The 22,953-nt window shown below is 33.0% G+C and carries 24 protein-coding genes; 16 read left to right on the plus strand and 8 right to left on the minus strand.

Annotated features, from left to right (window positions below; translation table 11 throughout):
- Window positions 1-27: 27 nt before the first annotated feature.
- Both J8M14_RS13650 and tilS read right to left on the minus strand, forming a co-directional pair.
- The gene (locus J8M14_RS13650; protein ID WP_211075364.1) at window positions 28-2,010 is read right to left on the minus strand and encodes a cytochrome c biogenesis protein CcdA; all 1,983 of its coding nucleotides are present in this window, start codon (window positions 2,008-2,010) and stop codon (window positions 28-30) included.
- Window positions 2,010-3,341, minus strand: coding sequence for a tRNA lysidine(34) synthetase TilS (gene tilS, locus J8M14_RS13655; RefSeq protein ID WP_247672637.1), 1,332 nt, complete (start codon window positions 3,339-3,341; stop codon window positions 2,010-2,012). The genes J8M14_RS13650 and tilS overlap by 1 nt, the downstream gene beginning before the upstream one ends.
- A 139-nt stretch (window positions 3,342-3,480) precedes the next feature.
- Between tilS and J8M14_RS13660 the strand changes: the two genes are divergently transcribed.
- On the plus strand, window positions 3,481-4,182 hold the full coding sequence (locus J8M14_RS13660) for a hypothetical protein (protein ID WP_211075365.1): 702 nt from the start codon (window positions 3,481-3,483) through the stop codon (window positions 4,180-4,182).
- A gap of 62 nt (window positions 4,183-4,244) precedes the next feature.
- On the opposite strand, the gene pabB is transcribed toward J8M14_RS13660, so the two are convergent.
- From pabB to J8M14_RS13675, 3 genes are all read right to left on the minus strand, one after another.
- Window positions 4,245-5,576 (minus strand): aminodeoxychorismate synthase component I, encoded by a 1,332-nt coding sequence (gene pabB, locus J8M14_RS13665; protein ID WP_211075366.1) that lies wholly within the window; start codon window positions 5,574-5,576, stop codon window positions 4,245-4,247.
- A gap of 4 nt (window positions 5,577-5,580) precedes the next feature.
- Window positions 5,581-6,117: an NADPH-dependent FMN reductase gene (locus tag J8M14_RS13670; RefSeq protein WP_211075367.1), complete on the minus strand. Its 537-nt coding sequence runs from the start codon at window positions 6,115-6,117 to the stop codon at window positions 5,581-5,583.
- A 116-nt stretch (window positions 6,118-6,233) separates the two neighbouring features.
- Window positions 6,234-6,812 carry a hypothetical protein gene (locus tag J8M14_RS13675; RefSeq protein WP_211075368.1) on the minus strand — a complete coding sequence of 193 codons (579 nt, stop codon included), beginning with the start codon at window positions 6,810-6,812 and terminating at the stop codon, window positions 6,234-6,236.
- A 153-nt stretch (window positions 6,813-6,965) separates the two neighbouring features.
- On the opposite strand from J8M14_RS13675, the gene J8M14_RS13680 reads away from it, so the two are divergent.
- Genes J8M14_RS13680 through J8M14_RS13710 form a run of 7 tightly spaced genes read left to right on the plus strand, consistent with a single transcriptional unit; the run spans window position 6,966 to window position 13,005 of the window.
- Entirely contained in the window at window positions 6,966-8,321 is a 1,356-nt protein-coding gene (locus J8M14_RS13680; protein ID WP_211075369.1) for a DEAD/DEAH box helicase, read from the plus strand.
- A 6-nt stretch (window positions 8,322-8,327) separates the two neighbouring features.
- Window positions 8,328-8,825 carry a hypothetical protein gene (locus J8M14_RS13685; protein ID WP_211075370.1) on the plus strand — a complete coding sequence of 166 codons (498 nt, stop codon included), beginning with the start codon at window positions 8,328-8,330 and terminating at the stop codon, window positions 8,823-8,825.
- A 5-nt stretch (window positions 8,826-8,830) separates the two neighbouring features.
- Complete coding sequence (locus J8M14_RS13690; protein WP_211075371.1) at window positions 8,831-9,604, plus strand: NYN domain-containing protein; 774 nt, start codon at window positions 8,831-8,833, stop codon at window positions 9,602-9,604.
- A 34-nt stretch (window positions 9,605-9,638) separates the two neighbouring features.
- On the plus strand, window positions 9,639-10,193 hold the full coding sequence (locus J8M14_RS13695) for a metal-dependent hydrolase (RefSeq protein ID WP_211075372.1): 555 nt from the start codon (window positions 9,639-9,641) through the stop codon (window positions 10,191-10,193).
- Window positions 10,153-10,929: a subclass B1 metallo-beta-lactamase gene (gene bla, locus J8M14_RS13700; protein WP_211075373.1), complete on the plus strand. Its 777-nt coding sequence runs from the start codon at window positions 10,153-10,155 to the stop codon at window positions 10,927-10,929. The genes J8M14_RS13695 and bla overlap by 41 nt, the downstream gene beginning before the upstream one ends.
- A gap of 8 nt (window positions 10,930-10,937) precedes the next feature.
- Window positions 10,938-12,713, plus strand: coding sequence for an ABC transporter ATP-binding protein (locus J8M14_RS13705; RefSeq protein ID WP_211075374.1), 1,776 nt, complete (start codon window positions 10,938-10,940; stop codon window positions 12,711-12,713).
- Window positions 12,714-12,765: 52 nt separating this feature from the next.
- Complete coding sequence (locus J8M14_RS13710) at window positions 12,766-13,005, plus strand: CDGSH iron-sulfur domain-containing protein (protein WP_211075375.1); 240 nt, start codon at window positions 12,766-12,768, stop codon at window positions 13,003-13,005.
- A 52-nt stretch (window positions 13,006-13,057) separates the two neighbouring features.
- Here the strand turns inward: J8M14_RS13710 and J8M14_RS13715 are convergent, their stop codons facing one another.
- Window positions 13,058-13,483 (minus strand): MotA/TolQ/ExbB proton channel family protein, encoded by a 426-nt coding sequence (locus J8M14_RS13715; protein ID WP_211075376.1) that lies wholly within the window; start codon window positions 13,481-13,483, stop codon window positions 13,058-13,060.
- Between the two features lie 548 nt (window positions 13,484-14,031).
- Here J8M14_RS13715 and J8M14_RS13720 point away from each other — a divergent pair.
- The 3 genes from J8M14_RS13720 (at window position 14,032) to J8M14_RS13730 (ending at window position 16,044) form a co-directional block, all read left to right on the plus strand.
- Window positions 14,032-14,769 (plus strand): histidine kinase, encoded by a 738-nt coding sequence (locus J8M14_RS13720; protein ID WP_247672639.1) that lies wholly within the window; start codon window positions 14,032-14,034, stop codon window positions 14,767-14,769.
- On the plus strand, window positions 14,759-15,469 hold the full coding sequence (locus J8M14_RS13725) for a LytTR family DNA-binding domain-containing protein (protein WP_211075378.1): 711 nt from the start codon (window positions 14,759-14,761) through the stop codon (window positions 15,467-15,469). Before J8M14_RS13720 ends, J8M14_RS13725 begins: the two co-directional genes overlap by 11 nt.
- A gap of 113 nt (window positions 15,470-15,582) precedes the next feature.
- Window positions 15,583-16,044, plus strand: coding sequence for a hypothetical protein (locus J8M14_RS13730; RefSeq protein WP_211075379.1), 462 nt, complete (start codon window positions 15,583-15,585; stop codon window positions 16,042-16,044).
- A 58-nt stretch (window positions 16,045-16,102) separates the two neighbouring features.
- Here J8M14_RS13730 and lpdA read toward each other — a convergent pair whose 3' ends face one another.
- The gene (gene lpdA, locus J8M14_RS13735; protein ID WP_211075380.1) at window positions 16,103-17,509 is read right to left on the minus strand and encodes a dihydrolipoyl dehydrogenase; all 1,407 of its coding nucleotides are present in this window, start codon (window positions 17,507-17,509) and stop codon (window positions 16,103-16,105) included.
- Between the two features lie 167 nt (window positions 17,510-17,676).
- Here lpdA and J8M14_RS13740 point away from each other — a divergent pair, with 167 nt between their 5' ends.
- The 5 genes from J8M14_RS13740 to J8M14_RS13760 are packed head-to-tail and all read left to right on the plus strand — an operon-like array spanning window position 17,677 to window position 21,459.
- Entirely contained in the window at window positions 17,677-19,212 is a 1,536-nt protein-coding gene (locus tag J8M14_RS13740) for a hypothetical protein (protein WP_211075381.1), read from the plus strand.
- 9 nt (window positions 19,213-19,221) lie between these two features.
- Window positions 19,222-19,761: a GNAT family N-acetyltransferase gene (locus J8M14_RS13745; RefSeq protein ID WP_211075382.1), complete on the plus strand. Its 540-nt coding sequence runs from the start codon at window positions 19,222-19,224 to the stop codon at window positions 19,759-19,761.
- Window positions 19,758-20,285 carry a nuclear transport factor 2 family protein gene (locus J8M14_RS13750; protein WP_211075383.1) on the plus strand — a complete coding sequence of 176 codons (528 nt, stop codon included), beginning with the start codon at window positions 19,758-19,760 and terminating at the stop codon, window positions 20,283-20,285. Before J8M14_RS13745 ends, J8M14_RS13750 begins: the two co-directional genes overlap by 4 nt.
- A 50-nt stretch (window positions 20,286-20,335) precedes the next feature.
- Window positions 20,336-20,851, plus strand: coding sequence for a signal peptidase II (lspA, locus tag J8M14_RS13755; RefSeq protein ID WP_211075384.1), 516 nt, complete (start codon window positions 20,336-20,338; stop codon window positions 20,849-20,851).
- 2 nt (window positions 20,852-20,853) lie between these two features.
- A complete protein-coding gene (locus tag J8M14_RS13760; RefSeq protein ID WP_211075385.1) occupies window positions 20,854-21,459 on the plus strand; it encodes a peroxidase-related enzyme in 606 nt (201 codons plus the stop codon).
- A 155-nt stretch (window positions 21,460-21,614) separates the two neighbouring features.
- Here the strand turns inward: J8M14_RS13760 and glyA are convergent, their stop codons facing one another.
- On the minus strand, window positions 21,615-22,889 hold the full coding sequence (gene glyA, locus J8M14_RS13765; protein WP_211075386.1) for a serine hydroxymethyltransferase: 1,275 nt from the start codon (window positions 22,887-22,889) through the stop codon (window positions 21,615-21,617).
- Between the last annotated feature and the right edge of the window lie 64 nt (window positions 22,890-22,953).

The raw sequence follows: 22,953 nt of genomic DNA on the forward strand, positions 1-22,953 counted from the left end.
AATAAAAAACTATAGTGCTATAAGTTCTTATGGTTTTGTATAGTTCTTTAATCCCTCTTTTAACCAATTTAAGTACTCATTAGTATCTGGAGTATATGCAGTTGTAGTATTTAACAAATTCATCTCTGAATCAAGTAATACATAAAATGGTTGTGAGTTATTCTCAAAATTCAAAGTTTGAAAAGTTGCCCACTTATCTCCTATCGTTTTTATACTTTTGACTCTACCGTCAGGTTTTAGAAATTTGAACTGATCTTGTTCTTCAAGTGTTTTACGGTCGTCAACATATAGAGATATTAGGATGTACTTATTTTTCAGAATATCTATAATTTCGGGATAACTCCATACTTGTTCTTCCATCTTACGGCAGTTCACACAAGCCCAACCTGTAAAATCGATCATAATAGGTTTGTTCTGAGCTTTTGCAGCTTTTACACCTGCTTCAAAATCGGTATATGCATTTAGACCTAAAGGTCCATGCGCCTCTTTTTCATAAATACTATAAAATAATGGTGGTGGAAAACCACTAAGCAACTTAAGATTAGCATATGCCGTATTTGTTAAACCAGGAAGCAAATAAATTACAAATGCCAACGTCAAGGTTCCCAAGGTTTTTCTACCCATGCTGAGCTTTTGTATAGGGCTATCATGCGGAAAACGAATTTTTCCGAAAAGGTACAATACCATTCCGATCCCTATAATAATCCAAATTCCGATAAATATTTCTCTTTTAAGGATCCCCCAATGTTCTACCAAATCAGCATTGGACAAGAATTTAAATGCTAATGCCAATTCTATGAATCCTAATACTACTTTTACAGCATTTAACCATCCTCCACTTTTTGGTAAAGAATTCAGCCAATTAGGAAATAATGCAAACAATCCAAATGGTAATGCCAGAGCTAAACCAAACCCTCCCATACCGAAACTTAATTGCATAGCTCCTCCATCACTTGATAAAGAACCTCCTAAAAGTGACCCTAAAATTGGCCCTGTACAAGAAAATGATACCAAAGCTAAAGTCAGTGCCATAAAAAACACTCCCACTACTCCACCGATACTATTTGCTTTACTATCCAGACTATTACTCCAGGATGCCGGTAAGGTAATTTCAAAATACCCAAAAAATGAAATCGCAAAAACAATAAAGATCACAAAAAAGATGATATTCAATGTAACATTGGTAGAAATATTATTCAATATCTCCGGGTCTAAGGAATCTAACAAATGAAAAGGAAGACTTAACAATACATAGATCGCAAAGATGAAAAATCCGTACAGAATTGCATTAAATGTTCCCTTTTTCTTGTCCTTGGCACTTTTAGTAAAAAAAGAAACCGTAAGAGGAATCATAGGAAAAACACAAGGCGTCAATAATGCTATCAATCCTCCTAAAAACCCTAGTACAAAAATTGTAAGGTAACTTTTATCTTTTACATCTTCTCTTGGGAATTTATCCCAACCCTTTACTCCTATATTAAGCCCTTCTGATTTATTCCGATCTTCTTCAGTAATACTTGTGGCATCTCCTTTGTTTTCTGAAGCTTTTCCTGCTAGGTTCAAATCAAATTCAACAATATCCGGCGCCAAGCACTTTTCGTCATCACAAACAGAGAAAAACACTTCAGCTTTTACCGCTTTTAAATTTTTATCAATGAGTTTAATTTTTTGAGAAAAAGTAACTTTCCCTTCAAAATACTTTACATCCATCTCAAATATATTGTCAAACTTTTCAATACCAGCAGGCTCAAAAGTTTCTCCAACAAGTTCATAGGTCTCCGGAGTATTATTATAACTAAACTCAGTAGGAGTTGGTGCTATCTCATCTGTTTCTGCCTCTTTCTGAGAATATAAATGCCATCCTTTATCGAGTTTAGCCTCAAAATACAGAATATAAGTGTCATCAGCTTCTTTTTCTACATTGGCTTTCCATTTAATAGGGTCCAAAGTCTGAGAAAAAATTGTAGTAGAAAATAATACTGTAGATAGTAATAAAATGAAGTACCGCATTAGGTTATCTTAATTTTTAATATTTGTTTAGTTTGGGGGGTAATCTTAAATCTGTTATCTGCTCTATAATTGATAATCCAAACAATTTCGTCTCCAGAACACAATAACAATACCCTTTCTTTTGCTAGCAAAGATAGTTTTTCATCTTTAAAATATTTACTCAACTTCTTTTTGCCTTTCATCCCCAATGGATAAAAATAGTCGCCTTCTTTCCATTTTCTTACAACCAAAGGGTACTTTAACTTTTCTTTATCTACATAGATCGTCTTAAGATCTATATTGCCAATTTCATCAACTAACCTAAATTTTAGTGTTCCTGAAGGAATCATAATCATATTTTCTTCCTCAGGAATCTTATAAGAACGATCCGTTACTTTATTCTCGATTGGATTTAATAATAAAAACTCTCTATCCTTGACTAATCGATGAGTAACCGAAAAGATCTGTTTGCCCGGCTGGGCACTAAGTATCTGAACAATATCTTCCCAAGCCGTGAAACCATAATCTTTTAGCAGAAAGTACACATAGGCTTTGGGATTACCAAATTTCTGAAGCTTATGGATAGATATCTTCACAGTATCTGATTCTGAAAACTCAAAGAGTTCATTTTTTAGTATAGCTACTTGACTTTTGATAAAAGATTTACTTTCTTTTAGATACTCTAAAGTTGTTTGAAAATTCTTTAGAAATTGAGGGTTCACAGATTTAAGCTCTGGTACTACTGTATGTCTAAAATTATTCCTCAGGTATTTTGTAGTTTTATTACTGCTATCTTCTCTCCACTTCACATTATTTTGATTAGCATATTCTAAAATCCGATCTCTAGAAAAAGGGAGTAAAGGGCGAATAAAAATATCATTGACTTCAGGAATCCCGGTTAATCCATCTATTCCGGTTCCTCTAGAAAGATTAATTAAAAATGTTTCCAGATTATCATCAGCATGATGAGCTGTCAAAACATAATCATACTCGTATTGATCAGACAGTACTATAAACCAACTATAACGTATATTCCTGGCTGCAACTTGTATTGATATATTATTTTTATCAGCGTATTCTTCTGTATTATAATGTTCAATATAATACGGTACACTCCATTGACCTGCAAGATTTTTAACAAAAGCTTCGTCTCCGTCACTTTCTTCTCCGCGTAATTTAAAATTACAATGCGCAATACCAAATTCTAACCCTAATTCTTTGCATAAACGTGCTAGTACCACACTGTCCAATCCTCCGCTACAGGCAACTAGCACTTTACTTTCTGACAGAAAGGAAAGGTTTGCACTAATGTGTTCTTTAAACGCTTTTAACAATGATTTATGTTTAGTCATAATATTAAAGCCAAATATACAATTTTGTATGGCTACATTATTTCACAACAAAAGTATATTTATAAGCTGATTTTCAAGTTTTTAACACAAAAAATAGTTTCTTTTCGTTATTTTTAAAAAACTCTTAAATCGCTCACAAATGAATAACACACACGAATTACAAAAATTTTATGGAGCTGATGATCAAAGAGAATTCAGTAAAAAATTATTATCCATAGTTCCACATTTACATCCATACGTAAAACATAGGTTATACATTGCAGAAAGTGTCGGCATTTTGCCCCAAAACATGTATTGCTCCAATGGTATCATTGATGATGCAATACTAAAGCTATACTATGATGATTTAGATTTTGAAATCGATACATTATCATTAGAATTAAAACTTTTTAAAATTGCCGATGAGCTCATAGATGAACTATATAATAAAGAAGGTTGGCATCAAAGAAACATAAGTACAAATCATTTTTTAAAAATAGAGCTTGAAAAACTGGAAGAAAGTTTTACTGCAGAAGCTGATAATGATTTGATTATGAAAGAAGATCTTGATGACATCTGTTATCATCAAAACCCTGATGGGAAACAAAATTTTATTTATGATGACACAGATTCTGAAATCCTTAAAATAATAGACTCTGAGACTTCTTCTGACTCCAGAAAGCAAAAATTGTTAGGTAAATTTTATAGTTGGTTACCTATGGAAACCTCTAAGATTATTGACCTTTTTGTTTTTGGAAAATTGAATTTTGAAGAAATCGCTTCTATTAAAGATATAACTGCTCAAGAGGTTAAAGAGACTATTATTGACGTAAGAAAAAGTTTTAGGAGAAACCTGATTTAGATCTTAGGTAGTAGGTATTAGGTTTGAGAATTATCTTTTAAGATACAATAAGTTCTCACCTCTCACAGCGAAGCGCTCTCACCTCTCATCCCTTCCAAAACTTCTCGCATGGCTTTGGCCTTAAGCAAACATTCTTCATACTCCTTATCAGGATCAGATTTGGCAGTAATTGCGCCCCCCACTGTATATGAGATATATCGTTCTGCTTCATTATATAAAATACTTCGAATTACCACATTGAAATCAAAATCCCCTTCCGGCGTAAAATAACCAACTGCACCGCTGTACAAGCCTCTTTTGGATGCTTCCAAGTCTTCAATAATTTGCATTGCCGAAATCTTTGGAGCACCAGTCATACTTCCCATAGGGAAAGTTGATTTAATAACATCAACAGGAGAAGTCTCTGTATTAATTTCTGAAATCACAGTAGAAATCATCTGATGGACCTGTTTAAACGAATATACTTCGCACAGTTCTTCTACCTTAACAGAACCTTTGATTGCCGTTCTGGATAAATCATTTCGTACCAAATCTACAATCATTACGTTTTCTGATCGCTCTTTGGGGTCATTTTTAAGATCTTCTATCAGTTTATTATCAGCTACTTCATCTTCAGATCGCTTTGCAGTGCCTTTGATGGGTTGCGAAATAATCTTCTGTCTTTCTTTTCTAAGATAACGTTCTGGAGAAGCTGAAAGCAAATATTGATGATTCATCTTAAAAAATGTTGCAAATGGTGGTTTTGAAATTGCATTAAGATGATAATATGTTTGTAAAGGATCTATACAACTATCTTTAGCAAAAAACTCCTGGCAAAAATTAGCTTCGTAAATATCTCCTCGATGAATATGGTCTAACATCAAATTCACCCTTTCTTTATATACATCTTTAGTTATACTAAGACTTATTTTAACCTTTCCGCAAGAAGATTCATCATTAGAGGAATGATGAATGTCAGAAGAAAAAGCAGAAATCTGTTGAAAATCATCTTCTATTTCATCATCAACCATTCTCAGGTACTTGATTTCTAATTGATCATTCTTAAGTAAAAAAAGTTTTTTAGGCTGGAAGAAATACAAATCCGGGAAGCCTAATCCATCCTGATTTTCGGAAACTAGATCTTCTGTATCATTTTTTAAATCATAAGAAAGATATCCAAAAATCCAATCTGCCGCTTGTTCCTGATATTCTTTAAGCTTTTCAAAAGCATTATAGTGGTCTGTAAGGATAGCTGTAAAAGCATCTACTGCCAAAACAGCATCATAACTAGAATATTGCTGCGAATAATCATTAGAATCCAGCCAAACTACATCATCAAATTGTTGTGACCACTGTAATAATTTGGTTTTAAACTTAGAAGGGTTTTTTATGGAATATTTTTGGGTAGTACGCACTAGATTATGTGATTTGCTGCGCAAAAGTACTGAGAACTTCGTTTAATCCCAATGAAAGTGTTTCGTTTATAACTTGATTTTCATCAGAAGAAAAATTATCATAAAAAGATGGAAAACTAAAACTCTCTACAATTTCTGCCCCAAATCTAGGAAATATACTTTTTGCGAAGTCTAATGAACCTAATCCACCTCTTTTACCTGGTGAAGTGCTCATTAGTAGTATTTTCTTTCCTTCTAAAAAATTACGATCCAATCTAGAAAGCCAATCTATAATATTCTTAAAAAAAGCCCCCAAACTACCATTATGTTCATTCACAGAGATAATCAGTGCATCTGATTTAGCAATTTCTTCTTTTAGCTTCGATACCATTTCAGGAAACCCCTTTTTTTCTTCATCTTCACTATACATAGGTATTGGATAATTAGTAAGTTCAATCACTGTTGTATTGTGAATTTTTATTTCTGAAGCTACAAACTCAACTAGTTTTTGATTAATTGAGGTACTGCTATTGGAACCAGCAAATGCTAAAATATTTTTCATTAGATATGAGTTTATACTCAAAAGTAATTAAAATATTGACTCATAAAAAACGCCTAACATATTAATCCTGTTAGGCGCTCTTAAAGCTCTATTTGTATAGAGCCTCCCAAATATTTTTAGTTTTTAATGACCATAATCCAATCTGCTTCAGCAGGATCCATTATTCCAACTGCCGGGGTATATAACAGTATATTAATTTTAGTTTCAGGATTATTTCTTCTATATTCTTTAACTAATTTTAGATCAGCTATAGACTCCCATATTTTTTGATACTCGATATTCTCCGGATAAAAAGCGTGTTCGTCATACATTACTTTTTTAAACTCAGATACATCCGGCATCGGTAAAGGTTCATTCAATCGGTTGAAATCCTCAGGCTGAATAAACTTTTCAGGAAAATCAATTTTACCCAAACCGCTCCACACTATAGTTCCTGAAAACAATTTCTGCTGAGTTCCTTTATATAACAAGTCAATACTTCCAAAATCTCCAGGCGAAACATATTCCGATGAAATATCAAAATCCTTATTGGTACTAAAAACAAATTCTCTACCTTCTTCAAAAGTATTTGCTTCGAAATCAATCTTGAGCAGTAAGACCCTATTTTGATCCATAGGATTAATCTGTCTATCATCATCATTATTACAACTTATAATACTCAATATCCCAAAGAGTATAAGCCCCATTTTTTTCATTCCTTATAGATTTTAGATGTACTCTATAGATTCAAAAAAAGTATCAAGGTTGCGTATTATGAAATAATTTTTAGTCATAAACATTTATTTTGTTTACCTTATTTTTATATTTTCTGAGCAAATACAATTACTTTCGCATAAAATCAAACCTACGTGACTTTCAGAGATTTAAACTTAAGCAACCAACTTATTAATGCCCTCGATGATTTAGGGTTTGACACCCCTACACCTATACAAGAGCAGGCATTTTCTCCGGTAATGTCTGGAAAAGATGTTGTAGGTATTGCGCAAACCGGTACTGGTAAGACTTATGCATACATGCTTCCCATTTTGCGAATGCTAAAATATTCTGTTCAACAAAATCCCAGAGTCTTAGTTTTAGTGCCTACCAGAGAATTAGTAGTTCAGGTTGTGGATGAGATTGAAAAACTATCCACCTATATTAATGTTCGTATTACCGGTGTTTATGGCGGAACGAATATAAATACACAAAAACAAGCGGTTTCTCAGGGGTTGGATATCATTGTCGCTACCCCGGGACGTTTATATGATTTGGCGGTAAGTAGAGCTTTGCAATTAAAATCTATTCAAAAACTAGTTATTGATGAAGTAGATGTAATGATGGATCTTGGTTTCAGGCATCAATTGATGAATATTTTTGATATTCTTCCTAGACAGAGACAAAACATTATGTTTTCTGCTACGATGACTGATGAAGTAGATGAACTAATTTCAGAAATATTTATAAATCCACAAAAAATATCAATTGCCAAAAGTGGAACACCGCTAGAAAACATAAAACAATATGGCTATCATGTAGCTAATTTTTATACCAAAGTAAATCTTCTGGAATATTTACTGGAGAATTCCGAGGAGTTTGAAAAGGTTTTAGTATTTGTTAGCAACAAAAGAATGGCTGATCGACTATTCGAAAGGTTTGAAAAAACTTTCCCTGATCAATGTGCTGTGATTCATTCTAATAAAACTCAAAACTACAGGTTACGAAGTATAGAACAATTCGAAAATGGTGAAAACCGAATCTTAATTGCTACTGATGTTATGGCACGAGGATTAGATATTGATGATATCAGCCACGTTATCAATGTAGATACTCCAGAATATCCTGAGAATTATATGCATCGAATTGGTAGAACCGGACGTGCACAAAAAGAAGGAATTGCTATAGTTCTGACAACAGAAAAAGAACAAGAGTTTTTGGAAGCTATTGAAGATTTAATGGAAATGAAAGTCTCAGTAATTGATTTTCCTTCTGCTGTCGAAATCTCTGAAGAACTTACTCCAGAAGAACAACCAAATATCAAAGAGATATACAACCCAAATAAGCTTGATGAAGATGTTGGCCCTGCTTTTCACGAAAAGAAAGAAAAAAACAGAAAAGTAAATCTTGGCGGAAAATATAAACGAGAGATCAAAAAGAAGTACAAAAAACCTAAAACTAAAGGTGATAAAACTTTTAATCTAAAACATAAGAAACGTAAGAAAAAATGATTCATCATGAAAAAATTAAAGCTGGCATTGTTGTTTATATCGATAATCGGATGTAAACAAGATCCAAACACTAACAAAGACGCTACAGATATTCTTGATAAAAATGAAAATGCCATACTAGCTATTAATATGAACTATGTAGCGGGTTGGAAAAATATGAATGAAGAACAGATAATGTCTCTTTTTGAAGATAATGCACGCATACAACCAAATTCATTAAAACCTATTGAAGGTAAAGAAAATATAAGAAGCTTTTGGTTTCCAAAAGATAGTTCTATTACAATCATTAATACTTTTAAAACGGAGCTACTTAATCTAGATATCAAAGATTCGTTGGCTATAACGACACATACTACATTATTAGATTGGACGTACAAAAAAGACACCATCCAATTTGGAATGATTCAAAATGGAATAAATACTACTATATATCGTAAGCAAGAAGATTCTTCTTGGAAAATATGGCGAAAAATGTGGACTGACATTTACAGTAAAAGAAAATAATTTTTATGGATTTAAACCTTGCAGTATTAATTGATGGAGATAATATTCCTTCTTCATACATCAAAGAAATGATGGAAGAGATTGCCAAATATGGCAACCCCACCATAAAGAGAATTTATGGTGATTGGACTAATCCCGGTCTATTAAAATGGAAGAAAATCCTTTTAGAAAATGCAATTACTCCAATCCAGCAATATGGATATACCCGAGGAAAAAACGCTACAGATTCTGCTATGATTATAGACGCCATGGATATTCTTTATTCGGGCAAAGTCAATGGTTTTTGTTTAGTATCCAGCGACAGTGATTTTACTCGTTTAGCAACGAGACTCAGAGAAGCTGGAATGAAAGTTTTTGGTATTGGAGAGAAAAAAACACCTAATCCATTTATAGTAGCTTGTGATAAATTTATTTATCTGGAAATCCTTAAATATGAATCTGAAGAAGAAACAGAATCTAACACAGAAGAACCAAAGCCTAGAAAGGATGCTGACAAAATCACTCAAAAAGAAATTAAGCTGATTTCTACTACAATTTCAGATATAGCAGATGATGATGGGTGGGCATTTCTTGGAGATGTTGGTAGTTTACTTCAAAAAAAGCAACCTAACTTTGACTCAAGAAATTACGGTTTTCAGAAGTTAACACCTTTAATCAAATCTATTAAAAACTTTGAAATAGAACAACGAGAAACATCCAAAGGTAGGTCTAAACTTATTTATGTTAGAAATAAAAGACAGCAGAAGCCAAGTCAAAGAAGATCAGCCAAGAAAAAGTAATTATTGAACGACCTAAAAAGATTTACAAAATATAATGGCCTCCATCTTTGCACACGGATTTGCTGCATATGCTTTTGGGAAAAGTTTTTCCAAAGAAATTACTACTAAGAAGTTTTGGATTCTAGGCATCTTTTGTTCGGTATTACCGGATGCAGATGTTATTAGTTTTGCATTTGGAGTTAAATACGAAGATTTCTGGGGACATCGTGGATTTACACATTCTTTTGTATTTGCTTTATTATTAGGTGTTTTAGTAACTACTATTTTTTATAACAAAAAGCTTTTTACCAAAAACAGTATTGCTCTCATTGCATATTTCACAATTTGTACTGCCTCGCACGGTATTCTGGATGCGATGACTACTGGTGGATTGGGTATTGCTTTCTTTTCTCCTTTTGACAACGTTAGATATTTTTTACCCTGGCGACCTATTCAGGTTTCACCAATTGGCGCTAGTAAGTTTTTTAGCATTTGGGGAATTAAGGTTTTGTTAAGTGAATTAATCTGGGTCGGAATTCCAGGAACTATTTATATTTTAGTGACACATTATGTCAAAAAATATAAAATCCAATCTAAAAGTGTTGAATAAAAAAACTCTTGTTTTACTCATATCGCTTACTTTTCTTCTTTTTACTTTACCTTATAGCAGTATTGCCCAGGAGAAGATTACCATTTCTGAAAACCTTAAAATTACCAAAGTTAATGAACATAGTTATATTCATATTTCAAAAATCACTTTGGAGAATGGAGGTAAATTTCCTTGTAATGGTTTTGTGTACATTAACAATAACGAAGCCTATATTTTTGATACGCCTGCCAATGATCAGGCAACAGTAGAATTAATCAATTGGCTTAAAAATGATAAAAAAGTTATCATAAAAGGTGTAGTGTTCAATCACTTTCATAGGGATTGCATAGAAGGTATGGACGTTTTCCAAAAAAATAATATCCCTTGTATTGCTTCAAAAAATACAGCTATGTATATGAAATTAGAGGGGTACGATCTCCCTGACCAAATGTTTCAGGATTATTTAGACCTAAAATTAGGTGATAAAAAAATTATCAATAGATATTTTGGTGAAGCACACACATCTGATAATATCATATCCTATTTTCCTGACGAAGAAGTTATATTTGGAGGATGCATGATAAAAAGTATACACGCTTCAAAAGGAAATCTAGCCGATGCGAATATTAATGAATGGTCAAAAACAGTGACCAAGATCAAAAAAGCATATCCTAATATTGAAGTTGTGATTCCCGGACACGGAGATTACGGAAATAGAAAGTTATTAGATTACACTATTTCTTTATTTAAAAAATAGATAAGACAATGAAAGAATTAAAAGATAAAAACACTCAAAAGAAAAAGCCAAAAGTCACCATGGCTAAAGCCTTTAAGACTATTATCTGGCCTCGAAGGAACTTAGTATTTATTGGCTTAATTTTGATTATTTTTAATAGAATGGCTGGACTTGTCCTACCGTGGAAAAGTAAAACTCTGTTAGATGATGTAATTCCCAGTAAGGATATGGGACAATTGTATGATTTACTCATTTTTGTTGGGCTAGCTATACTTGTTCAAGCAACTACTTCCTTTTTATTAACAAGAATTCTAAGTGTCCAGGCTCAATATTTGATATCTGAACTTAGGGCTCAGGTACAGAAAAAAGTATTATCACTACCGATTAGTTTTTTTGACAACACCAAATCGGGAGCGTTGGTTTCCAGAATTATGAGCGATGTAGAAGGAGTAAGAAACCTTATTGGTACAGGTTTAGTGCAAATGGTAGGTGGAACATTTACAGCTATCGTTTCATTAATTATACTTATTTATATAAATCCATGGATGACGCTTTTTGTGCTAGTTCCCGTAAGTCTATTCGGAATTGTAGCGCTTAAAGCGTTCAAATATATTCGCCCAATTTTTAGAGTTAGAGGAGAGATTAATGCCGAAGTAAAAGGAAGGCTTACCGAAACACTAGCTGGAGTTAGAGTCATTAAAGGTTTTGGTGCAGAAGAACAAGAACATAAAATCTTTGAAAAAGGGGTTAATCGTTTATTTCAAAATGTAAAAAAAAGTCTTACTGCAACTGCTTTGATGACTAGCTCTTCTACATTTCTTTTAGCAGGAATTGCCTCTACAGGTATTATGGGTATTGGTGGATATTATATGATGCAGGATGTGGATCCTATGACAACTGGTGATTTTCTATTTTTCACTTTAGTGCTTGGGTTTATGATCGCTCCTATCGTACAGATGAGTAATATAGGTAGTCAATTAACCGAGGCGTTAGCAGGATTAGATCGCACCGAAGAACTGATGAATATGGATCCAGAGGAAGATGTTACCAACAGAACCATTCATCTAAATGGTATTACGGGTGATATCGTATTTGATAATGTTTCTTTTTCTTACGAAAAAGGTAAAGAAGTACTACACGATATTAGTTTTAAAGCTAATTCTGGAACCGTAACAGCTTTGGTTGGAAGTTCAGGATCCGGAAAATCTACTATAGCAGGATTGGCAGCTACATTTCTCAATCCTGAATCTGGTCAAATCACTATTGATCAACAAGATCTATCTAAGGTAAATCTTAGCAGTTATCGAAGAAACCTAGGGGTTGTGCTACAAGATGAATTCTTATTTGAAGGGACAATCAGAGAAAATATTCTTTTCCCACGACCGGATGCCACTGATGAGCAAGTCCAACAAGCCGTAAAAGCTGCCTATGTTAATGAATTTACAGATCGTTTTGATAATGGTCTGGATACATTGATTGGTGAGCGTGGTGTAAAATTATCAGGTGGTCAAAGACAACGGATTGCAATAGCCAGAGCCATTCTTGCAGATCCTAAAATTATCATTCTGGATGAAGCTACCTCCAACCTGGATACAGAAAGCGAAGCTTTGATTCAAAAAAGTCTTGGAGAACTGATGAAAGGTAGAACTACATTTGTTATTGCTCATAGACTAAGTACGATTAAAAAAGCCAATCAGATTTTAGTGATTGAATCAGGAAATATAGCAGAAAGAGGCACGCACGATGAGTTAATTGAAGCAGAAGGACGTTATTTTGATTTGTATACCTATCAGGCGAGAATTTAGAATAATTCTTAACCTAGGATTTGATAATTTTAAAGAAATAAAAATCAAATCTATGGAAAATAATATAAGAGGTGGTGATGCTCCCATAGCATGCCAATTAGAAGCCGATAAAAATTATGCCTGGTGCAGTTGTGGTCATAGCGCAGATCAACCTTTTTGCAATGGTAATCACAAGAAAGAAGGAGGAACGAATCCTGTTATTTTTAGTGTAGAAGAAGCCAAAGAAGCTTATTTATGTACTTGTAAACAAACAAGTAACCCTCCATACTGTGATGGGTCACATAAGAATTAAATAAAAACCCTATTTAGTTAAATTAAATAGGGTTTTTAGTTATATACATAGTTTATGGGTGCGTTACATTTTCTTTCTGAATCCAAGTAAAAATTATAGTAGCTATCCTTGAAATTATAAAAACAAAAAAACCGAATACCGGTGGCAGTGCAGATACTTTTAACCCACCTGCAAAAATATGAGTAGAAATCTCACCGATCTTCTCTACGCTATCAAACATTCCTATAATACCTATTAATTGTCCTAACATGCCCCATACTAATGTTAACAAGCCAATTGAATTGATGAGCTGAATATTCTTTTGTAACCCTGAATGTCCTTTAAGTATTCCTAAGATGCTTTTTACAACTAAAAAAAGTACTAGTAATAACATAATAAAAATGGGAAACATAAAAAACATTCCTCCTTCTTTCATTCGATCAAACAATTGAATAAAGAGTAATGAATTGTGAGCAAAATTTACTATTAATGAAATCATAATTAATATACATTTTAGGATTAAACATATCCAAAACTATTTCTTAATGATCCTCCAATTATTTTTTTGCGTCTAATTACCAGATTAATTCTAGTTAATGCACGATTGAAGCTATCTTCAGATAAAAATATATTTATTTTGCTATACTTAGTATTAAAACCGTTATTCATCTCAAAAAAGTATCTAAAAAATAAAAATTACAGATATTGTGCTCTTGTATGATCTCCAGAGAATTTATACTTAAGAAAATTGCAAAACTGCTGCTTCACACAATCTTTTGGGTAGTAGTCCTGTTTGGTTATACATATTTCTTTGGCTACAACACAGAGAATATTAATTATGTATTTTCTTTCTCTCTTTTTTTAATGCCAGTGACGATAGGCACAACTTATACCGTAATTGATATTTTAATCCCAAAATATTTAATTAAAGAAAGGTATCTGTTATTTATACTTTATTGTATTTATACTGTTATAATTTCAGCATTTTTTATTGTTATTTCCTTTTTTTACGGTTTGATTTTCTTAACGGAAATAAAAATTGGAGAGATGGCCCCTATGACCCGAAGCCCTTTTTTTCTATTCATCGCAGTATATTTTGTAGTTTTTATTGCCAGTGCTCTTAGTTTAGCTCAACATAATTATAAATCTACTTCGGCTAATCAGAAATTGAAAACTAAAATTCTAGAAGCACAACTAAAACTCAAAGAACAAGAATTACAATATCTCAAAATGCAGATTCATCCTCATTTCTTATTTAATACGCTAAATACCATATATGGTTTTGCATTAAAAAAATCTGAAGAAACTCCAGAGATGATTTTAAGATTATCCAATCTCCTTGATTATCTACTATATCAAGTTGATAAACCTTTAGTTTCCCTTCAGGATGAGGTTGATCATATTAAAGATTACGTAGTTTTGGAACAAATGCGTTTTAGTGATACACTGGATGTGAAAATGAATTTTGAAAATATTAGTAATACTATCCAGGTAGCTCCGATGCTATTGATTCCTTTCGTAGAAAACAGCTTCAAACATGGGCAAATCAAAAATCAAAAACTATCCATCATAATGGACTTGAAATATGTCGAAAATGAAATACATTTCTGTATAAAAAATTCAGTACTTAACTACTCAGAAAACAATAATCAAGGTATTGGACTGGTCAACATTAAAAAAAGATTAGATTTATTGTACCCCGGCAAACACCATTTAAAGATTATAAATAATAAAGGTTGGTATACAGTAAAACTTACCTTAAAAACAATAATTGATGAATCATAAAGTCTCTTGCATTATAGTAGATGACGAACCCACTGCCAGAGATATCATAGAAGATCATCTTTCTAAAATTGATCGTATAGATATTGTAGCTAAATGCAGTAGCTCATTAGAAGCATTTAATGTAATCAATAAACAAGATATTGATCTTATCTTTTTGGATATCAATATGCCTGAGATATCAGGTATTTCTTTTGCCAAATCAATCAATAAGGATATTAAAATTATTTTCACTACGGCATATCGAGAATATGCTATAGATGGTTTTGATTTACAAGCCGTAGACTATTTGCTAAAACCCATTTCTTTTGAACGATTATTGAAAGCTATCAATAATTACTTTGATGTATATCACAAAACTGAGACAGTAAAAACTTCTGAAACTATTATTAATGACTTCATTTTTGTACGTTCTGACCGGAGAATGAAAAAAATTAACTTTTCTGATATACATTATATTGAAAGCTATAGTGATTATATAAAAGTTCATTGCACTACAGAGATAATTGTTACTAGAGAAACAATTAGTAATATTGAATCTAAACTTCCCCAACAACAATTTTTAAGAACACATCGGTCATATATCATTTCGATTTCTAAAATAGATTCTTTCTCTAATGAAGAAATAGAACTGAACAATAAATCTATTCCGATTAGCAGGAGTTATAAAGAAGAGGTTTTGCGCTGTTTAGAAAGACTTTAAGCATAGTTAACAACTGTTTTTCAGGTAATTAACAAAAATTTAATTGTTTTCTCAAGCAACCAAATTCTGTTAATCACATCTTATTAAAAGTACAAAACTCAAAACCTCACATTATGAAAAAATCAATCTTAGTTTTATTAATTGTACCATTTTTATTAATGAATTGTAGTGACGATGATGACGCTATTGTAGAAGTGTCTACAACTTATACACTTAATGCCGTAGGAGACTCCGGAGTATCAGGCACTGCTAAATTTGTTAAAATAAATTCAACTACAACCAGAATAGATGTACAACTTACAGGAACTCCTGCAGATGGTGATCACCCAATGCATATACATAAGAACGATGCAGCAACAGGAGGAGGAATTGCTATTACATTAACTAATGTAAATGGAGGTACCGGAACCAGTACCACTACAGTTACCAAATTAGATGATGAAGGAGATGTAGCAGGGGCCGATATCAATTATGAAGGTCTGATAACATATGATGGATATATCAATGTACATCTAAGCCCAACAGAACTAGCCACAATAGTAGCTCAAGGTAATATTGGAATTAATGTTCAATAATAAAAAAAGTGAACTATATTATTATAGTTCACCTTTTTATTTAAGTCTTTAAGAAACTCTACACATGCAAAGCTCTATTATCAGTAGCCGCTAATGCAGCTTCTTTTATAGCTTCTGTAAATGTTGGATGTGCGTGAGACATTCTAGAAATATCTTCTGCTGAAGCTCTGAACTCCATTGCTGTTACCGCTTCTGCAATAAGGTCTGCACAACGAGCACCAATCATATGTACCCCTAAAACCTCATCCGTTTTAGCGTCAGCCAATATTTTCACAAAACCATCTAAATCCGCACTAGCTCTAGATCTTCCTAAAGCTCTGAACGGAAACTGTCCGGATTTATAGGTCACTCCTGCTTCCTTAAGTTCTTCTTCAGTTTTACCAACTGCTGCAACTTCAGGCCAAGTATATACTACTCCAGGAATTAGGTTATAATCAATATGTGGTTTTTGTCCAGCTAATATTTCTGCTACAAAAACTCCTTCTTCTTCAGCTTTATGAGCAAGCATAGCACCTTTTATAACATCTCCAATTGCATAGATATTAGAAGCAGAAGTCTGTAAATGATCATTTACCTCAACCTGTCCTCTATCATTTATTTTTACCCCTGCAGCTTCTGCATTTAATCCATCTGTATATGGACGACGACCTACAGAAACTAAACAATAATCTCCCTTGAACTCTACAGGGTTTCCTTTTTTATCATCTGCAGTGATTGTTACTTGCTTTGCTGTAGTTTTTACTTCAGTTACCTTATGAGAAGTATAGAATTTTACACCTTGTTTCTTCATTACTTTCTGCAATTCTCTGGATAAACCTTTATCCATTCCTGGAATAATTCTATCCATATACTCTACTACAGAAACTTCAGCACCAAGTCGACGATATACTTGACCTAATTCTAATCCGATAACACCACCGCCTATAATAACCATATGTTTAGGTACTTCTTTTAGCTTTAATGCTTCTGTAGAAGTAATCACTCGTTTCTTATCTAATTTAATAAAAGGTAAAGTAGATGGTTTAGAGCCTGTAGCTATGATCGTATTCTTCGCTTCTATAGTTTCTACAGAATTATCTGCTTTGGTTACATTTATATGTGTTGCATCCTTAAAAGAGCCAACCCCTTCAAAAACCTCTATCTTATTCTTTTTCATTAAAAAACTTACACCATCGCAAGTTTGATCAACTACTGTTTGCTTACGAGCAATCATTTTTTCGAGATTGATCTTAACATCACCAGGAATTTCAATCCCGTGATCTTCAAAATGCTTAACTGCATGTTCGTAATGATGAGAAGAATCTAAGAGTGCCTTACTGGGAATACATCCTACATTAAGACATGTTCCACCAAGTGTTGAATATTTTTCAATTATTGCAGTTTTCATACCTAGCTGTGCGCAACGAATAGCTGCCACGTATCCTCCAGGTCCAGAGCCGATTACGGCTACATCATATGTACTCATAAGAGATTATTATGTTGACGTATTAAAAATAAACACAAATGTACAAATGTTTTGCTTCTTACCGTAGCCCTATGCATCTCAAATTTTTATTAAAAAATACAATATTATCACTAACAAAAATGTTATACTTTTACAATACCTATAATGGTAAATCAAAACAATCGTAAATGCGTTATTTATCTACTCTAGTATTATTGTTAATCGTTGTTTTATGGAGTTCTTGCCGTAATGATTTTGAATCTGGACCCAGCACTGGAAACTTGCAATTCTCTACCGATACATTGTTCCTGGATACTGTTTTTACCAACATTGGTTCTAGTACTTATCGATTTAAAGTATATAATCGTACGGATGATGATTTTACGATTCCTAGTATTGCATTAGAAAGAGGCGAAAGCTCTAATTATAGATTAAATGTAGATGGCATACCTGGAAAATCTTTTCAAAACATTCAGATTCTTGCTAAAGATAGTATTTTCGTATTTGTAGAAACTACTACAGATATCACACAACAAACGGGAGATCTAGAATTTTTATATACAGATCGTGTTCTTTTTGACCCTACAGGAATCCAACAAGATGTTGATTTGGTGACCTTAGTAAAAGATGCTGTATTCTTATTTCCGGATAGAGATGAGATGACTGGTGAGATTGAAACGCTGCCTATAGAAGGAATTGAAACACCATTAGAAGGATTTTTTCTAGATGATACTGAACTTACATTCACCGCAGAAAAACCTTATGTCATATATGGGTATGCTGCTATTCCACCAGACAGAACATTAACCATAGAAGCTGGAGCAAGAATACATTTTCACGCAGAATCAGGAATTATTGCTGCCAATAATGCTACACTATTAGTTAATGGAGCACTAAGTACTGACCCTGTAGCGATGGAAAATGAAGTTATTTTTGAAGGAGATCGCTTAGAACCCGGATTTAGTGAAATCCCGGGTCAATGGAATGGTATATGGCTTACTGCTGGAAGTACAGGACATATTATTAATCACGCTACCATTAAAAATGCTGTTCAAGGTATTAGAATGGATGCCAACGATGGGGGAACCGATCCAACGCTAACGATTACAAATACTCAGATCTATAATAGTTCTTTATTTGGCTTAGTGTCGCTTACAGGTAACATCACAGGAGAAAATTTAGTTATTAATAATTCAGGGATATCTTCGGTTAGGTTGTCTTTAGGTGGTACATACAATTTTAATCACTGTACATTCACCAACTATTGGAATAATAGTTTTAGAGATAGCCCTACAGTATTTGTAGAAAACTTTTTAGAAATTGAAAATGGTCAAGCATTAGCAGCTGACCTTACCGCCAACTTTACAGACTGTATTATTTATGGTAATGAAAACCTAGAACTTACATTACGCAAAGTTGATAACGCCACTTTTAATTATAATTTTAAAAATTCATTAATACGATTTAATGATGTTAATGGAGTATTTGATGACGATGCTTTATACGATTTCACTGATAACAACATATTTGAAAATATAATTCTTAATGAAGAGCCTGAATTTAAAGCTCCTTTCGACAATAAACTAAATATCGGCGAAACTTCTGCCGCTAATGGACAAGCTTCTACTCCAACCTCTGGAAGTGATATACTAGGAACTCCTAGAGATCTAACAGCTCCCGATATAGGTGCTTACGAAAGTGTATCTTTTGATATTCAGAATTAACATAAAGTTTTGAAAACATATTTATTTACATCTCAAAGACTCGGTTTTAGAAACTGGTCACTTGATGACCTTGATACATTTTCAGAAATGAATAATGATGATGATGTTATGGAGTTCTTTCCCTTTAAACCTTCTAAAAAAGATACTAAAGCTCTTATTCTTCGTATGCAAAAAATGTTTGAGGAAAAAGGTTTCTGTTATTTTGCTGTAGACATTTTAGAAACTAATGAATTTATAGGTTTTATTGGGTTATGTGAACAAACATATCTCGATGAGTTTGGATCTTTTGTAGATATAGGTTGGAGACTTAAAAAAAGCGTTTGGCATAAAGGATATGCAACCGAAGGAGCTATAGCTTGTCTTGATTTTGGTTTTAATACTATTGGATTGAATGATATTTATGCTGTAGCTCCTGAAATTAATATTAAATCTATTTCGGTAATGAAAAAGATTGGTATGAATTATTCGAAAACCTTTGAGCACCCAAAACTATTGAATGACAAAAGATTAGTAAATTGTGTCTTATATATAAAAAGCAAAATAAAATGATGCAAAACTTAATAATTAAAATATTTTTCATAGTCTTTGTAACTCAAATTTCTGCACAAGAGAATGCATTACATCAAAAGATAAACAAGGACATGTATGAGAACTTCTCCAAAGCCTTTGAAACTTTAGATTATAAAATATTTGCTTCCATACATAGTAAAGAAATGATACGCATTTCTGGAAATGGTGGTGAGATCAAAAATGCAAAATTATATTTAGAAGGATATCAAAAACGCTGGAGTGATTCATCTCGTAAACCAGCTCCTATAGATTTTAGACTATTAGAAAGAGTAACATCAGATTCATTAGCTTCAGATAGAGGTATTTATAGAGTAACATATACCAATGATCAGAATGAAACCAAATATTCTTATGGTAAGTTTCATGTAATATTAAAACTTGAAGACGGTAATTGGAAAATAGTAATGGATTATGATTCTGATGAAAACAAAACCATTAACAAAACTAGTTATGATGCTGCCTTTTCTCTTTCAGAATATAAAAAATACTGGAAACATAAGTAATACTGATTAGTTTCTATTATTTTTGGTAGTTCATCATCATTAATCAAAAAATGCGAATTACCAAAAAATTAAGAATCATACTTATACTTTCTTTAGTATTAGTCAATATTAGTTGCGATCAGATCTCCAAAAATATTGTGAGAAATACAATACAAAAAGATCAGCGAATACATATTATTAAAGACAACCTTGTGTTAACCAAAGTAGAGAATACAGGAGCAGCATACAGTCTTGGCTCAGATTTGAGCCCTGTGCTAAAAACAATATTCTTACAAGCTCTCCCCATAGTAGTATTATTATTTTTATTAAGACAACTATTAATCAAAACCAATTACTCTCGAGAAACCATTATTGGATTTGCTTTTATTATTGGTGGAGGTATTGGTAATCTCTTTGACCGAATTATGTATGGTTCGGTGACTGATTTCTTGATTTTAGATTTGGGTATTCTGAGAACAGAAATCTTTAACCTGGCAGACGTATCGATCATGTTCGGTTCTATTTTAGTTCTTATTAGTGCAATTTTCGGCCAAAAAGGATCTTTTTTTAAAGAAAATCTTCAATAATTATGAGTTGGATACAAGAGATTTCATATTCCAATGCCACTGGACAGTTAAAGAAAATTTATAATCGCATCAAAGGGCCTAATAACACCATTGATAATGTATTATCAGTTCATAGTTTAAGACCTCACACATTAGTTGGACATATGAGTTTATATAAAAATGTATTACACAATACTAATAACACATTGCCAAAATGGTATCTCGAAACTCTTGGTGTATATGTAAGCTACTTAAACCAATGCAGTTATTGTGTAGATCATCATACAGCAGGATTAAGACGTTTGCTAAATGATGATACCAAATTTCAGAAAATCATAGATTGTATCAAAACTGATGAGTTACATCATCATTTCCGGTATCAATATTTAGAAGGATTATTATATGCAAAAAAACTTACATTATCACACTATAACATTTCAGAGTCTGATATCCAAAACCTTAGAAAGCAAGAATTATCTGATGGTGAAATTTTGGAAATCAATCAAGTGGTTAGCTATTTCAACTATGTTAACAGAACTGTAGTTGGCTTAGGAGTAAATACTGAAGGTGACATCATAGGACTTTCTCCTAATGATAGTGATGATGCAGAAAATTGGAATCATTCTTAATACGAATACAAAACAAAAGTAATGGTGAGAATGACAGTCCTATGTCAGTAACATTAAGTTTTTTTGATAAAAACAACTGTAAAATAGTATAAAAAGAAACGCATACAATTCAAGTAAACTGTATGCGTCTGTTAGTATAATTGTACTGTCTGAATTTACCCTACGAACAATGGTTTATCTGCCATCATAGCATTTACATCATCTGCTATTTTATGTAACACTTCTTCATCTTCAACATTATTGATAACTCTGTCTATTAGTTCTACAATCTGCAACATATCTTTTTCTACTAACCCACGGGTAGTCACTGCTGCTGTACCAATACGAATCCCTGAGGTTACAAAAGGAGATTTATCATCAAATGGCACCATATTTTTGTTTACAGTGATTTCTGCAACTCCAAGAGCTTCCTCTGCTTGTTTACCAGTAACGTTTTTATTACGCAGATCGATTAGCATCATGTGATTATCCGTACCTCCAGAAATTACTTCATATCCTTTTTCTACCAAGGCTTCTGCCATTGCAGCAGCATTTTTCTTGACTTGTACAATATAATGTAAGAACTCATCGGTTAATGCTTCTCCAAAAGCGATTGCTTTTGCTGCAATAATATGTTCTAATGGCCCTCCTTGATTCCCTGGAAACACCGCACTATCTAGTAGTGAAGACATCATGCGTTTTTTTCCACTCTTCAAGGTAATTCCGAATGGGTTTTCAAAATCTTTACCCATTATGATCAATCCTCCTCTTGGGCCACGTAAAGTCTTATGAGTAGTGGTAGTCACCACATGACAATGAGGCACAGGGTCAGAGATTACACCTTTGGCAATTAATCCCGCAGGGTGCGCAATATCTGCCAACAGAATTGCCCCTACACTATCAGCTATCTCTCTGAATCTTTTATAATCAATCTCTCTGGAATATGCAGAAGCACCAGCAATAATTAATTGTGGTTTTTCAGCTTCAGCAATCTCTTGTATTTTATCATAATTCAATCTTCCTGTCTCCTTCTCTACTCCATAAAAAACAGGATTATACAATTTACCTGAAAAGTTAACAGGTGATCCGTGGGTAAGGTGCCCTCCATGAGAAAGATCAAAACCAAGGATTTTATCTCCCGGTTTTAAACAAGCGTGATACACTGCGGTATTAGCTTGAGATCCTGAATGAGGCTGTACATTAGCATATTCAGCACCAAATAATTCTTTGGCACGATCAATAGCAATTTGTTCTACAACATCTACGACAGCACAACCGCCATAATATCTTTTACCGGGGTAACCCTCGGCATATTTATTTGTTAATACTGATCCTGCTGCTTCCATAACTTGTTCACTAACAAAGTTCTCTGAAGCAATAAGTTCTAATCCATTGATTTGGCGTTCTCTTTCGTCCTGAATTAAGTCAAAAATTTGTTCGTCGCGTTGCATGTATTCCCGGTTTGTTAATAAAACAGCAAAAGTAACAAATACATTCCTTAAATTAACGTAAACA

The sequence above is a fragment of the Aquimarina sp. MMG016 genome, assembly GCF_018100805.1.
Taxonomy (GTDB): Bacteria; Bacteroidota; Bacteroidia; order Flavobacteriales; family Flavobacteriaceae; genus Aquimarina.

Excerpts from the sequence above, each read along its gene's own strand:
- J8M14_RS13715 (WP_211075376.1), bottom strand. The coding sequence starts at position 13,483 with ATGATTTCATTAATAGTAAATTTTGCTCACAATTCATTACTCTTTATT.
- bla (WP_211075373.1), top strand. The coding sequence starts at position 10,153 with ATGTCAAAAAATATAAAATCCAATCTAAAAGTGTTGAATAAAAAAACT.
- tilS (WP_247672637.1), bottom strand. The coding sequence starts at position 3,341 with ATGACTAAACATAAATCATTGTTAAAAGCGTTTAAAGAACACATTAGT.
- J8M14_RS13660 (WP_211075365.1), top strand. The coding sequence starts at position 3,481 with ATGAATAACACACACGAATTACAAAAATTTTATGGAGCTGATGATCAA.
- J8M14_RS13690 (WP_211075371.1), top strand. The coding sequence starts at position 8,831 with ATGGATTTAAACCTTGCAGTATTAATTGATGGAGATAATATTCCTTCT.
- J8M14_RS13750 (WP_211075383.1), top strand. The coding sequence starts at position 19,758 with ATGATGCAAAACTTAATAATTAAAATATTTTTCATAGTCTTTGTAACT.
- J8M14_RS13730 (WP_211075379.1), top strand. The coding sequence starts at position 15,583 with ATGAAAAAATCAATCTTAGTTTTATTAATTGTACCATTTTTATTAATG.
- lspA (WP_211075384.1), top strand. The coding sequence starts at position 20,336 with ATGCGAATTACCAAAAAATTAAGAATCATACTTATACTTTCTTTAGTA.
- glyA (WP_211075386.1), bottom strand. The coding sequence starts at position 22,889 with ATGCAACGCGACGAACAAATTTTTGACTTAATTCAGGACGAAAGAGAA.
- J8M14_RS13760 (WP_211075385.1), top strand. The coding sequence starts at position 20,854 with ATGAGTTGGATACAAGAGATTTCATATTCCAATGCCACTGGACAGTTA.
- J8M14_RS13710 (WP_211075375.1), top strand. The coding sequence starts at position 12,766 with ATGGAAAATAATATAAGAGGTGGTGATGCTCCCATAGCATGCCAATTA.
- J8M14_RS13650 (WP_211075364.1), bottom strand. The coding sequence starts at position 2,010 with ATGCGGTACTTCATTTTATTACTATCTACAGTATTATTTTCTACTACA.
- J8M14_RS13675 (WP_211075368.1), bottom strand. The coding sequence starts at position 6,812 with ATGAAAAAAATGGGGCTTATACTCTTTGGGATATTGAGTATTATAAGT.
- J8M14_RS13670 (WP_211075367.1), bottom strand. The coding sequence starts at position 6,117 with ATGAAAAATATTTTAGCATTTGCTGGTTCCAATAGCAGTACCTCAATT.
- J8M14_RS13725 (WP_211075378.1), top strand. The coding sequence starts at position 14,759 with ATGAATCATAAAGTCTCTTGCATTATAGTAGATGACGAACCCACTGCC.
- J8M14_RS13695 (WP_211075372.1), top strand. The coding sequence starts at position 9,639 with ATGGCCTCCATCTTTGCACACGGATTTGCTGCATATGCTTTTGGGAAA.
- J8M14_RS13705 (WP_211075374.1), top strand. The coding sequence starts at position 10,938 with ATGAAAGAATTAAAAGATAAAAACACTCAAAAGAAAAAGCCAAAAGTC.
- J8M14_RS13720 (WP_247672639.1), top strand. The coding sequence starts at position 14,032 with ATGGCCCCTATGACCCGAAGCCCTTTTTTTCTATTCATCGCAGTATAT.
- J8M14_RS13740 (WP_211075381.1), top strand. The coding sequence starts at position 17,677 with ATGCGTTATTTATCTACTCTAGTATTATTGTTAATCGTTGTTTTATGG.
- lpdA (WP_211075380.1), bottom strand. The coding sequence starts at position 17,509 with ATGAGTACATATGATGTAGCCGTAATCGGCTCTGGACCTGGAGGATAC.
- J8M14_RS13685 (WP_211075370.1), top strand. The coding sequence starts at position 8,328 with ATGAAAAAATTAAAGCTGGCATTGTTGTTTATATCGATAATCGGATGT.